The organism is Streptomyces sp. NBC_01260, from assembly GCF_036226405.1.
GTDB classification, from domain to species: Bacteria; Actinomycetota; Actinomycetes; order Streptomycetales; family Streptomycetaceae; genus Streptomyces; species Streptomyces laculatispora.
Window position 1 is genome coordinate 1 of the sequence record NZ_CP108464.1, and the last position, 11693, is coordinate 11693.

Annotated in this window: 9 protein-coding genes and 2 pseudogenes; 4 read left to right on the forward strand and 7 right to left on the reverse strand. The window is 67.0% G+C overall.

What is annotated here, in order from left to right; all coding sequences use genetic code 11:
- Nucleotides 1–460: 460 nt before the first annotated feature.
- Together OG322_RS00005 and OG322_RS00010 are read left to right on the forward strand one after the other, a co-directional pair.
- Nucleotides 461–1006, forward strand: a complete 546-nt coding sequence (locus OG322_RS00005) for a hypothetical protein (RefSeq protein ID WP_329305836.1) — start codon at nt 461–463, stop codon at nt 1004–1006.
- 14 nt (nt 1007–1020) lie between these two features.
- Nucleotides 1021–3681: a DEAD/DEAH box helicase gene (locus OG322_RS00010; protein ID WP_329305837.1), complete on the forward strand. Its 2661-nt coding sequence runs from the start codon at nt 1021–1023 to the stop codon at nt 3679–3681.
- Nucleotides 3682–3806: 125 nt separating this feature from the next.
- Here the strand turns inward: OG322_RS00010 and OG322_RS00015 are convergent, their stop codons facing one another.
- Both OG322_RS00015 and OG322_RS00020 read right to left on the reverse strand, forming a co-directional pair.
- The gene (locus OG322_RS00015) at nt 3807–4940 is read right to left on the reverse strand and encodes a hypothetical protein (protein WP_329305838.1); all 1134 of its coding nucleotides are present in this window, start codon (nt 4938–4940) and stop codon (nt 3807–3809) included.
- 208 nt (nt 4941–5148) lie between these two features.
- The gene (locus OG322_RS00020) at nt 5149–6222 is read right to left on the reverse strand and encodes a hypothetical protein (protein WP_329305839.1); all 1074 of its coding nucleotides are present in this window, start codon (nt 6220–6222) and stop codon (nt 5149–5151) included.
- Between the two features lie 385 nt (nt 6223–6607).
- On the opposite strand from OG322_RS00020, the gene OG322_RS00025 reads away from it, so the two are divergent.
- Complete coding sequence (locus OG322_RS00025) at nt 6608–6736, forward strand: hypothetical protein (protein WP_266413044.1); 129 nt, start codon at nt 6608–6610, stop codon at nt 6734–6736.
- 129 nt (nt 6737–6865) lie between these two features.
- Here the strand turns inward: OG322_RS00025 and OG322_RS00030 are convergent, their stop codons facing one another.
- From OG322_RS00030 to OG322_RS00040, 3 genes and pseudogenes are all read right to left on the reverse strand, one after another.
- The gene (locus OG322_RS00030) at nt 6866–7627 is read right to left on the reverse strand and encodes a hypothetical protein (protein WP_329305840.1); all 762 of its coding nucleotides are present in this window, start codon (nt 7625–7627) and stop codon (nt 6866–6868) included.
- 186 nt (nt 7628–7813) lie between these two features.
- A complete protein-coding gene (locus OG322_RS00035; protein ID WP_329305841.1) occupies nt 7814–8755 on the reverse strand; it encodes a DUF4238 domain-containing protein in 942 nt (313 codons plus the stop codon).
- 127 nt (nt 8756–8882) lie between these two features.
- Nucleotides 8883–9005 (reverse strand): annotated as a pseudogene (locus OG322_RS00040) (IS5/IS1182 family transposase); the annotation flags it as partial.
- A gap of 20 nt (nt 9006–9025) precedes the next feature.
- Between OG322_RS00040 and OG322_RS41420 the strand changes: the two are divergent.
- Nucleotides 9026–9238 (forward strand): annotated as a pseudogene (locus tag OG322_RS41420) (hypothetical protein); the annotation flags it as partial.
- Here the strand turns inward: OG322_RS41420 and OG322_RS00045 are convergent.
- On the reverse strand, nt 9234–10760 hold the full coding sequence (locus tag OG322_RS00045) for a hypothetical protein (RefSeq protein ID WP_123467442.1): 1527 nt from the start codon (nt 10758–10760) through the stop codon (nt 9234–9236). The pseudogene OG322_RS41420 and the gene OG322_RS00045 overlap by 5 nt on opposite strands.
- A gap of 74 nt (nt 10761–10834) precedes the next feature.
- Nucleotides 10835–11677, reverse strand: a complete 843-nt coding sequence (locus OG322_RS00050; RefSeq protein WP_123467440.1) for an IS5 family transposase — start codon at nt 11675–11677, stop codon at nt 10835–10837.
- Nucleotides 11678–11693 lie beyond the last annotated feature (16 nt).

Consider the following 11693-nt stretch of genomic DNA (forward strand, 5'->3'; position numbering starts at 1 on the left):
CATCGCTGCGCGATGTGCAAGGGGCGCGGGCGCTGCGCTCCCTTCGCCCACGCGGAGCGTGGGCGCCTCCCTCCGCTGCGCTCCTGGAGGCAGTGGGGCGGGCCGCTGCGCGCCCGGTTGGCCGCGCATCGCGCGGCCGTGCCGCTGGGGTGTGGTGGTGCGGCTAGTGGGGCCTCCAGTGCGGGAGTTGGGGGAGCGCGGGGCGCTCCCGGCGGGTCCGCTGCGCTCCCCCGCCTGACGGTCCTTCCGGCTGCGCCTCCAGGACCTGGGGCCCGCTGGCGCGGGCCGGGCTGGCTATGAGGGGTGGGGGCGGCGGGTTTGCGAGTCGTGCCCTTCTGGAAGAATGCACATGTAGAGTTGGTGGAAGCAGGGCACATCCCCTGATGCCCGGAAGGGCTCTTCTCAGGAACGGAACGCGCATGTGGAACCGCCTTTTTGCAGCTTATCGAGGAGTTCGCTGATGTGGTGTGCGGATGACGTGGCCCGGGACGTGGTGCGCCGCCGGGGAGCGGGGCTGAGTGCGGCGGAGGTGTTGGGGAAGGTGGCCGAGGCCGCGGTGCGGGAGCGTGAGACCGCCGGGGGGCTGACGGGCTGGGCCCGTCAGTCGTCCAGTGAGCTGTCGTATGAGGATCCGCAGCATCTGGCCGAGGTGTGGAAGGCCCGGCATGCGGAGTGGCGTCGGGTTCGGGACTGGATCGCCGCCGCTGGAACGGCTGCGTATGACCCTGAGCAGGACAGCGTGGGCAGTGCGTGGGCCCGTGAGCGTGTGGAGCGGAGGGCCGCCGCTCTCACCGGCCATGCGGCGTGGATGGCTCAGCGGCGCGGGGCGAAGGACGAACTCCGTGCGGAGGTGTGGCTGGACGCCTCCACCGGCCGGCGGCTTCGTGCGGTGGCCGAGGGCGCGGGACTCGCCGCGGAGCAGGTCCTCGCCCAGCTCGCGCAGCACGTCGTGCTCGGCCCGGACGGCACCCTCTCCGTTCCGCCTTTCACGCCGGTCAATTCCTAGAAAGGGACCAGGGAATGCCTGCTATTCAGCTTCGGGAACACCAGGTGGATGCGAATGCACGTATCCGGAAGTGGGTGGGGTTCCCTGCAAGAACTGCTGTGCCGGAGGGTGGTGCCCGTGCCACGGTCGTGTCGGCGACCGGGTCCGGCAAGACGATCACCTCCGCCTGGGCCGCGCTCGACAATTTCCGGGACGGGCGGATCCTCGTCATGGTCCCCACCCTGGATCTGCTCGTGCAGACCGCTCTGGTGTGGCGCAGGGTCGGGCATCACGCGCCGATGGTGGCGGTGTGTTCGCTGGAGAAGGACGACGTCCTGGAGCAGCTCGGGGTGAACACGACCACGAACCCGATCCAGCTGGCGTTGTGGGCAGGGCACGGGCCGGTGGTCGTGTTCGCCACGTACGCCTCCCTCGTGGACCGCGAAGACGTCGACGCCCCCTCGGGCCAGGAGAAGGTGCGGGGGCCGCTGGAGGCCGCTCTCGCGGGTGGGGAGCGGTTGTTCGGTCAGTCCATGGATGGCTTCGACCTGGCTGTGGTGGACGAGGCGCATGGTACGGCGGGTGATCTTGGCCGGCCGTGGGCGGCGATCCACGACAATGCCCGCATCCCGGCCGCCTTCCGGCTGTACCTCACCGCCACCCCTCGCATTCTGGCCTCCCCGCGGCCCCAAAAGGGCAAGGACGGCAAGGAGCTGGAGATCGCCAGCATGACCTCCGATCCGGCAGGCCCCTACGGTGAGTGGATTTTCGAGCTGGGTCTCTCGGAGAGCGTCGAACGGGGCGTACTGGCCGGGTTCGAGATCGACGTCATCGAGATCCGCGACCCCGAACCGGTCCTGGGCCTGTCCGAGGAAGCGCTGCGCGGCCGGCGCCTCGCACTCCTCCAGACCGCTCTGCTGGAGCACGCCGCGGCGAACAACCTGCGCACCGTCCTGACGTTCCACCAGCGGGTCGAGGAGGCCCGAGTCTTCGCGGAGAAGCTGCCCGAGACCGCGGCCGAGCTCTACGCCACGGAGGCATCGGACCGGTTCCTCGAGGACGCTGCCAAGCTGCCAGCGTCCTCGATCGACGCGGAACTCTACGACCTGGAGCCGTACCGGCATGTCCCGCCGGACCGGGTCTGGGCGGACTGGCTGTGCGGCGACCACCTCGTGTCCGAGCGGCGTGAAGTGCTCCGTCAGTTCGCCAACGGCATCGACGCCGATGACCGCAGGGTGCACCGGGCATTCCTCGCCTCCGTCCGCATCCTCGGAGAAGGCGTCGACATCGTCGGCGAGCGAGGTGTCGAGGCCGTCTGCTTCGCGGACACCCGCGGGTCGCAGGTCGAGATCGTGCAGAACATCGGGCGGGCCTTGCGCCCGAAACCGGACGGGGCCACGAAGGTCGCCCGGATCATCGTGCCGGTGTTCCTTCAGCCCGGTGAGAACCCCACCGACATGGTCGCCTCCGCCTCGTTTGCACCCCTTGTAGCCCTCCTCCAGGGCCTCCGCTCTCACGACGAGCGCCTGGTCGAGCAGCTCGCCTCCCGCGCCCTGACACGGAGCAGCAGGGAGCGGCCCGTACATGTGAAGCGGGACGCGGACGGGCGGATCATCGGCGCCGAGGGTGAGGGCGAGGACGTCGAGCAGGAGGACGGCACGGAAGCCGTGGTCGAGTCGGCGCTGCTGCACTTCTCCACGCCGCGTGATCCGGCGACGATCGCGGCGTTCCTGCGGACCCGGGTGTTCCGGCCCGAATCGCTGGTGTGGCTGGACGGATACCAGGCACTGCGGCGCTGGCGCGCGGAGCACGAGATCACCGGGCTGTTCTCGGTGCCGTACGACACCGAGACCGAGGTCGGCGTGGTGCGGTTTCCCCTTGGGCGGTGGGTGCATCAGCAGCGCCGGGCGCAGCGGGCCGGTGAACTCGACCCCCACCGCAAGGAGCTCCTCGACCAGGAGGGCATGGTGTGGGAACCGGGCGATGAAGCGTGGGAGACGAAGCTCGCCGCATTGCGGTCCTTCCACCGCGCCCACGGGCACCTCGCGCCACGGCAGGACGCCGTATGGGGTGAGGCGGATGACGAGCTGGTGGCGATCGGGCAGCTGATGGCGAACCTGCGCCGAAAGGACGGCCTGGGCAAAGACCCGGAACGGGCCGGGACGCGGGCCGAGCAGCTGGCCGCCATCGATGAGGACTGGAACTGCCCGTGGCCGCTGGACTGGCAACGGCACTACCGGGTCCTCGCGGACCTCGCCGACACCGAGGCCGGCGGGACCTTGCCCGCCATCCAACCCGGTGTGCTGTTCGAGGGTGACGACCTGGGGAAGTGGCTGGCACAGCAACGGCGGGCGCACACCTGGGCGCAGCTGAGCGGTGAGCAGCAGGAGCGGCTCGGCGGGCTCGGCGTAACACCCGACGCGCCGGAACCCGCCCCGGTGACAGCCCGCGCGGGAAGAGGGGCGGGCGGGCTGTCGGCACCCTTCCGGCGAGGGGTCGCGGCCCTCGCCCAGTACCTCCAGAGGGAAGGACACGAACGGCCCGTCCCGAGGAAACACGAAGAACCCATCGACATCGACGGCCAGAAACACCTCGTGAAACTCGGCGTATTCATCAGCAACACCAAGAGCCGACGCGACAAACTCACCCCCGAACAACTCGACGCACTACGCGAACTCGGCGTGGAATGGGCCTGACACGGTCTGGCGCTGAGCCGCAGCGCGCGACAGCCCGGGCCGCAATGACCTGGGCTGTCGAGCTTGTACCCGCTCCGGCTTTGGAGGTGACGGCAGCTTGTATAACTTCCTTATGGGGGCGGAGCTTATGGAGCCAGCAACTGGTCGAAGAACCCGCTCAGCATGAGCTTGGCAGCCTGTGGGTCCACGAACTCGGCGCCGCCAAACCGGTACACCTCGTACCCCTGAAGACGAATCCGCCGATCTTCTCGGACCATGTCGGCGTATAGGTCGGGTGCGGCCTTCCCATCACGCGTGTAGTGCTCCTTCCCGTCCAGCTCGAGAACGTATCGGCGACCGCCGGGAGCGAGCATCAGGAAGTCCATCCGCTGCCGCGTCAGCACCTTGCCTTCCGCCCGTTGGTTCCGCTGATGTTGCGCCAAGGGGTCGTAATGGAGATAGACCTGTGGCAACAGAGCAGGAGAGTCTCCGAAGCCTCGCTGCATCGCGTGATCCCAGTAGGTGTCCAGCAACAGCTGCTCCGGGGCGTTGAGTGACCCCCTCAGCCGCTTCAGGAGCGCCTGCAGCCTGAGATGCTCAGACATCCCGTACATGCCGTCCTGGAGGTGCCACCACTTGCTGAGTGCGCTCCAGGTGAGGCCTGAGGCTCCCACTGGGCGGTCATATAGCAGGCAGTGGTCCTTGTTCTTCGTGATCTCGATGACACCACCCGCGACGTCCCTCCAGACGATCTCTGGCTTCTGCGCGGCGGCGAAGATGAGGTTGCGCAGCTCGCCGCGCAGCCCCCGCAAGCCTCCGGTGAAGGTGGTCTGCTCGCGTCGTTCCAGCGCTGCGCGTGCTGGGGCGAAGACCCTGGTCAGGTCAGTAATGAGGCCATTTTTGTGCTCCATCCGGAACGAGTAGTAGCCCTGCTTGTCGTGAAAGGGGATGTCGAACTCGATGCCGAGGCGGCGGAGTACGGCCTTGAGGCACCGTATGACCGCTCCCGTCTCCGAGTTATCCATCAGTCCGTCGTGCTCAGGGTCCTGGGGCAAGTCGTCGATCAGCAGGTCGATGAGAGCGTGCGCAGCCTCTTCGTCACCGCCGGCGGCCGGGGCGGTGCGAAGCTCGTTGATGGCCGCGCGGTTCAGCCTCGTGTATGAGTAGTGGTCACGCTGGACGGTTTCAAAGAAGAGTTTTTGCGGCACCCTGTCCCCCTCAGCCCTCGTCGTCCGGCAGAACCCGAACGCCGGAATGATGATCTCGTAGGCCACTGACATCGAGCAGGAACTTTTGAAGGCTTTGCGTTGCGGTGGCACTCCCGGCGATAGCGGCACTGGCGACCACGCCACCGATGAGGACGCTTTGGCCGGTGCAGAAGGACCGCAACGCCAGGGGGCCCCTCGCATGCTGGCTTGCTTTGCACGTTCCGCGTAGGTCCCGGCTATGGCGCTGGTCTGGGGGACCGAACGCGTTCCGGCACCCGCTCTACTCGTCAGTGGAGACCATGCGGAAGCGGTCGAACCGCTTCGGCGCACTGAACATGGGGCGTCTCCAGTAGCCGCCGGTGTCCCGGCGCTTGAGTACATCCTCCACGACCTCTCCTGCATCGCGGTCGAAGTCGGCGGAAGCGAGAGAGACGCGGTGGCACAGCAGGTCCGACTCGTCCTGCGAATACCCCTCCCACTTGCCGGAGTCGTAGCGCTTCTCAGGCCTGATGACGTCGAGGAGCTGGTAGGCGTCGAGGGCTTGGTGTGTCTCGTATGCCTTCCGCCCCAACCCGTAAAGGCCCTGCCTCACGTCGCCGGTGACGTAGGTGATGGTGAGTGGTTCGCCCTCCTCGGCGCCGACTACGACGCCGGTGTACTTGAGGCGGTCGAACCACATGAGCAGGGCGGCGATCTCGCTGTTGGTGAGCACGCGCACCCAGCCGTGAGTGAAGAACTCGACCGGGATCTCGATGTACGGCTCGGTGTCGTCTGCGGCGGTGTAGGGGATGGCTGAGCTGACGGTGCTGGTCCCGTTCTCGCACAGGAGCTGCAAACCGGTGCTGAAGCGGCCGGGCCCGGTGTTGGCCCGCACGAGCGCCATCGATTCCAGCGTATTCAAGGCCTGTGTGATCTGGCGTCGGCGGTTGACATCCTCGGACGCCAGCTGGATGCCGGGACCGGCGTGTTGGCTGATGGAGGCCGACAAGCTCATCCATGACACCGGGTGCTGCGCCGTCGACTCCACGGCATAGGGGGCGTCCCACTGCTTGCCTGGCCCCACGGCGCACTGCGCGGCGTAGAGCATCGTCAGCATGAGCCGAAGCTGGAGTCCCTTGGGGGTGACCATCCGGGCCGCGAACGGCTGCTGCTCTTTCGGAAGCGGCTTCCGCTCGTCCTCCAGGGTCCTCATCTCGTCAAGCCGGTAGAAGGCCTGGCGGACTCGAACGGAGGTCGGCTTTTGTCCTTGCTCCCAGATCTGGCGCATGACCTGGTTGACACCTTCGAGCATGCGGGCTCGAAGGGTCTGGAGGTGTGCAAGGCGGGTGTCGACCTTGCCGTCCTTGGGGCGCATCTCGATACCTTTTGAAAACTACGGATTGATTCTCATGCTGCCGCGATTCATCGCTTACTCAGCCATGTTCAATTTCTCTAGGTGTCATTCATGCGAATCAATGCGTAGTTGAGAGTACCGGACGCCCCCTCAGACGGGCTACATCATTTGATGTGTGGGGCGCTGAACAGGGGCCCACATGCGGCCTGGAGGCTTCTCCAGCCGAGTCCAATCGGGGAGCCTCGGAGCACCGACGCCGGCAAGCACTTGGTGCTCCGGGTCCCCAATCGCGAAAGAGGCGGTACCTCTGACGATGGAACGTACAACAGGAGAGCGCACCGAGCCCAGCCCGCGAGCTGAGCTCCCAGACGTAGTCGGTGAGAAGTCCAGCCGGTTCCTGCGATGGATGACCTTCGGATACACGGCGGTCTGCACCGTGGGCGGTACGGTCATCGCACTGACGGTCTCCCCGCCGGTCGGACTGGCTCTGCTTGCCGTTGCGGCTCCCGCCATCACCATCCAGATCCGCCGGTGAATCTCGGCTGGCCGCAGTTCTCGGGCTGCGGCCAGCGAAGCCACTCCCGTGCTCGCCGAGAACCAGAAGCAGAGTTCACGTCATGGGTGCCGGGATCGTGGGCAACGACGTCGACACCATGCTGTTGGGTCAGGAAGGGATCTGGCCTTCAAGGATCGCGGTGACCTTGTCACTCATGAACTCCAACCACTCGTCTCGGTCGTGGCCGTTCAGCGGATGGAGCACTGCGGGTAGCGGGGCTCGGCACAGCGATCGGAGATCGGCTGCCGTTCGGTCCTCGCCGTACTGCAGCCAGTGGTCAACAACAGCCCACCCTTGCCCATCCACCACCGACTGACCGGCATGATGCGCGCTCCCCCGGCCGCTGGGTGTGAGGGTCCAGGCCAGGGGGCGGAAGTAGACTTCCGAGAAGACGTCGTAGTGCTGCGTGTGCTCAATGACCCGGACGGCGTTGTACATGCCCGCCAAACGGGTGTGCCGGTCCAGGCATATGGCCAGGCGCAGACTGGCTCCGTCCGGCATCGTGATGCGATCGCGCCGGTTGAGGAGGTCCTCGGCAAGCTCGCGGAACATCACCCGCAGATGCGGGCTGGTGGCGAACATGCCGATGAGAATGGATCGGGCCACACGGGCCGGTGCCAGGCGCACAGGCGGCAGGTAGAGACGCTGTTGCAGGTTCACCCGCGCCAGCACGGCGTTGCTGAAGTCCGCGTAGGCGGCGTCGTAGTGGACGCCGGCCATGCTGTTGCAGTCGCTGCACAGGCTGTAGAACCACATACCGCCCTGTGCGGCGCGCCCGTGACCCAGGACCCGGTCCGCCAAGCGTACGTTCGCGCTGACTACCCGGTCCCTGTTGCCGGCGGCCTGGGGCGGCACATGGGCCTTGGTCATTTTTCGGACGTCACCGCAGAGACCGCACGGGCGGCTGCCTGCGCTACGCAGGTCAATCCCCAGAGTTCCAGGCGGTCTTCTGTCAGCCACGTGGAGAGCCTAACCGGAGCCTCGGACAAGGCCGGAACGGTTTAACGCCTGCTCCCACCTCCGAGGCCCACCCCCTGCTCTGCCACCTTCACCCGGTCAAGGGTGTGCCACGGCTGGGGAGCGAGGCGGTGGGTGCTCAACAGTCCAGCGATGTTCGATGTTCTGGCCGGGCGGAAAAACGGGATACTCCAAGACGTACTGAGGAGCAGAGTGCGTCTGCCCGTCCCATGGTTTGGGCTGGCCCGGGCTGTTCGGCTTCCAATGCTTCCAGGGGTCGTGCTGCGGGTGGTGGATCACGAACTGGTCGGCCACGTCATAGGCCACCTCCACAAGTGCGAAGCCGATGGCACCCTTGGCGTGCATCAGATGGTCCACCCACTTGCGCGGGTCGGCGGCTCGGGTAGCGGGACCGGGCAGGAAAAGGAAGCGGTGAGGGTCCAGCGGGAGCATGACGTCGCTCAGTGCGGCGGCGCGCAGCTGGTCTTCGTCGTCGGGGCGGTTCCATACGGCAATCGGGGTATCGCTGGTCAGCAGGCACATGTCGCTGAAGCCGAGCGCCCACGGACGTGCTTCCAGGGCGAGTGCCAAGGTGGCGATGTTCTCGACGATGTAGAGCAGGTGGGGGTTGTTCTGCGCGAGCGTGCGCACTTCCTGCGGAAGGCCGGTGATGTCCGGTGCTTCGGCCCGCTGATGGATAAGCCGTTTCCTCTGGCGGGTAGTGCGCAGGATCTGGGCAGCCATCCACCAGGCGAGGACATGGCGCTGGTCCGGGCCCAACGGCCAGTCCGGCGTAAGCGCCCATTCCTGGTCGTGCAACAGCACCTTCAGTACTGGGTCGGCACGTGTCTCAAGGGAGGTGAACAGCTTCTCAGCAGCATGGTGAGGGACTCCCTCAGCACTGATTCCCCAGTAGTAACCGGTCTCAGCAGCGATGCCAGTAGGCGTCACCCGAAACGGTTCGTTGATCTTGTCGAGGCGTCGCACCTTCAGCTCGTACTTACGGCGTCCCATGTGCTGGGCGAAGTGCTTCAGGTACATCTGAGCAGGGCTTGATCAAGTTCCGTTGAGGTCGGGCTTGTAGGTGATGCCCAGGATTGGGAGGGCTCGTTCGGGTTGGTCGCGGATGGCGCGAGTGGTCTTAGAGGCCGCGCGGATAGGGATGCGGTCATAGTCGGTGGTTCGGGCGTTCGTCCCAGCGGTGAGTCGTCCATGCCCGCCGGATCAGACTACGCACGGTGATGATCATGTCCGCGAGGTCGAAGAATGCCTCGATGACGGTGGCGCGTCGCTAGTAGGAGTGGGCGAGGAGATTGCTTCGGGAGCCTGGATCACGAGGTGTTGCTCGCAATTCTGGAGGATAGAATCCACGATGGACGATTTCTGCCGCTGATCCGGCAGATGATCAAGGCCGGGTATTTAGAGGACTGGCGGTGGAACCCCACGCTCAGCGGCGCACCGCAGGGTGGCGTGACTTGCTGCCGGAACAGGCCGACTACCTGGTCCGCCGCGCCCGTCCTCAGTTGGCCTCCCGCACTCTCGCAGCGGTCCGCTCGGCGAGCTCGCGGACGCCGTTCGCGGCGTTCTCCGAGAGCTCGCCGAGTATGGCGTCGGCGGCCGTGAGGAGGGCACAGGTCTCCTCGGGGCGGCCAGCGTCGGCCAGGGCGAGGGTGAGCCGGTAGTGCTCCTCGGCGATGTAACGGCCGAGGTTGACCTGCTGCCAATGGCGCAGTGAGTCGTCGCCCGGGGTGGCCAGGGCGTCGCGCACGGCGGCCAGGCTGTCCGCCGCCTGCGGCAAGCGGCCCGCCTCCCGCTCGAGGCGGGCCAGGGTGTGCCGGGCCGAGGCCCGGTCCCATGCCGTCTCCTGAAGGGCGGCGTACAGGCGCTGGGCGCGCAGCGCCTGGGTAAGGTCGCCGAGTTCCTCGAAGTCCCGGGCGAGCCCACTCAGCGGAGCCGTGGCCAGGGTGCGGGGCGCCTCGGGGCGGCGGAGTCTGCTCTGGTCCATGAAGATGTTGTCGAGTTCGCGGATCAGCGTCACCCGAGCGAGGCCCGTCATCCCCTGGTCCCGCGCCAGGTCGGTCCATGTGGAGACCGGCTCGTCCGACGGGTCCGTCCCGAACATCGACTCGTCGAGCGCCCGCGCCCACTGTTGCAACTCGTCCGCGCTTGCGCCCGGTTCCGGTATCCCGCCCAGGCCGCACGCCGTGTCGAAGTCCGTCTCCCGGACCTCAAGCAGCAGCGGCAGATCTCCGGTGTCCCCGCGCAGCCCCACCAGCACGGCCGCGAGCCGCAGTTCGTTCGTCATCGATGACCGTGTTTCGTGCCGCAGCAGATGCCGCAGCAGCTCCAGATCGTCCTCGGCTCGGTCGAACTGCGCGGCCCGCAGGGTGATCCGGCGCCGCACCGGGTCCTCGGCGACTTCACGCCATGCCATGCGGTCGCCCTCCCGCAACCAGGCGAGATCGGCGCGGCCCACCGCGAGCACCGGTTCCCACAGCGGGGGACCGGCCGGGCCTATCCGGTCGTACGCGCACCCCTCATCCGCGTTGAGCAGTACAAAGTCCGGCTCGGTGCGCAGCAGCGCGGCACGCAGTCTGCCGACCAGCTCGACCGGGGAGCGTTTCGGGAAGCCCAGCGCCGCACGGAGCTCGGCCCGCTCCTCATCGATTCCGTAGTACTCGCGGATCTCGTCCTCGGTCTCCGCGATGCACGCCAGGATTTTCTCCTCGTTGTCGTCCGGCGACAGATGTGTGTAGCCGCGCCAGCCGGGCAGGCCGATCACTAGCTCCAGGGTCTCGTCGACACTTGAGCCGATGATCCCCGCGGCGCCCTCCGAGTCGGCGTAGAGCACCGAGCCGTCCGCGCACACGAAGTACGTACCGCCGGTATCGTCCCCGGCTACCGTCTCCAACGGCCCGCCCGAGGCGAGGCGGACTTCCTCGACATGGCCATGGGCGGCGCGGTCCAGGTCGAAGTCGAAGGGGAAGGCGGCCAGTTCGGCCAGGCGGCGGTCCTGCCGCAGCAGCCGTAGCGCGTGATCGGTCATGTCACAGAACGTAACACCGTCCACTGACAAGGGACTCGCGGCCTCTGTAGGAAGCCGTGCGGATAGCGGTGCGATCATGGTCGGCGGTTCGTGCGTTCGTGCCAGCGGTGGGTCGTCCATGCCTGTCGGATCAGACTACGCACGGTGATGATCGTGTCGGCGAGGTCGAAGAATGCGTCGATGACGGTGGTGCGCCGCTCGTAGCAGCGGGCGAGGCGGTGGAAGGCGTTCTGCCAGGCGTGAGTGCGTTCGACATGCCAACGCCGACTGGCCTGGATGGGCGCTTTCTCACCCTTGTGTGCGATGCGGCCGTGCAGGCCGCGTTCGCTGAGCAGAGTGCGGGTCTTGTCCGAGTCGTAGCCGGCGTCCAGATGCACGGTGATGTCGTCGGGTAACGGCCCCAGGTCGTCCAGGCGGTCCAGGGTCGGGGCGAGCAGCGGGGAGTCGTGGCGGTTGGCACCGGCCAGGACACGACCCAGTGGAATGCCGTACCCGTCCGTCATGCCCGAGCGTTTCAGGCCCTGTTTGCCGCGGTCGACCGGTGAGCGACCGGCCACCTCGCCGCCTCCGGGAGCCTTGGTGATGGAGCCGTCCACGGCGATCTGGTCGAGGACGAGGCCGACGATCCGGTCGTAGGAGTCCAGCGCGATCTGCTTGAGCTGGGCGAAGACGCCGAGTCGTATCCACTCGTCGCGACGGCTGCGGATCGTGGTGGCCGAGCAGGTCGTGTCGGCGATCGCCTCGTAGGAACAGCCGAAGCGCAGCAGTTGCAGGAGCTTGTCGAAGATGATGCGGTCGCTGATGCGTCGGCGGTGGCAGCCGAGTGGATGGCCCGGGTGGAACTCGGGACGCTCGGAAAGCAGTGCCACGAATTGGTCCCAGAGCGGCTCGGTGAGCCATGGTGGCAGCGCGGGCACAGGTCTCCCTCGTGAT

What these genes read in the sequence shown, in the direction of transcription:
- OG322_RS00005 (WP_329305836.1), top strand. Translation starts at nt 461, where the DNA reads ATGTGGTGTGCGGATGACGTGGCCCGGGACGTGGTGCGCCGCCGGGGA.
- OG322_RS00010 (WP_329305837.1), top strand. Translation starts at nt 1,021, where the DNA reads ATGCCTGCTATTCAGCTTCGGGAACACCAGGTGGATGCGAATGCACGT.
- OG322_RS00015 (WP_329305838.1), bottom strand. Translation starts at nt 4,940, where the DNA reads ATGTCAGTGGCCTACGAGATCATCATTCCGGCGTTCGGGTTCTGCCGG.
- OG322_RS00020 (WP_329305839.1), bottom strand. Translation starts at nt 6,222, where the DNA reads ATGCGCCCCAAGGACGGCAAGGTCGACACCCGCCTTGCACACCTCCAG.
- OG322_RS00025 (WP_266413044.1), top strand. Translation starts at nt 6,608, where the DNA reads ATGACCTTCGGATACACGGCGGTCTGCACCGTGGGCGGTACGGTCATC.
- OG322_RS00030 (WP_329305840.1), bottom strand. Translation starts at nt 7,627, where the DNA reads ATGACCAAGGCCCATGTGCCGCCCCAGGCCGCCGGCAACAGGGACCGG.
- OG322_RS00035 (WP_329305841.1), bottom strand. Translation starts at nt 8,755, where the DNA reads ATGTACCTGAAGCACTTCGCCCAGCACATGGGACGCCGTAAGTACGAG.
- OG322_RS00045 (WP_123467442.1), bottom strand. Translation starts at nt 10,760, where the DNA reads ATGACCGATCACGCGCTACGGCTGCTGCGGCAGGACCGCCGCCTGGCC.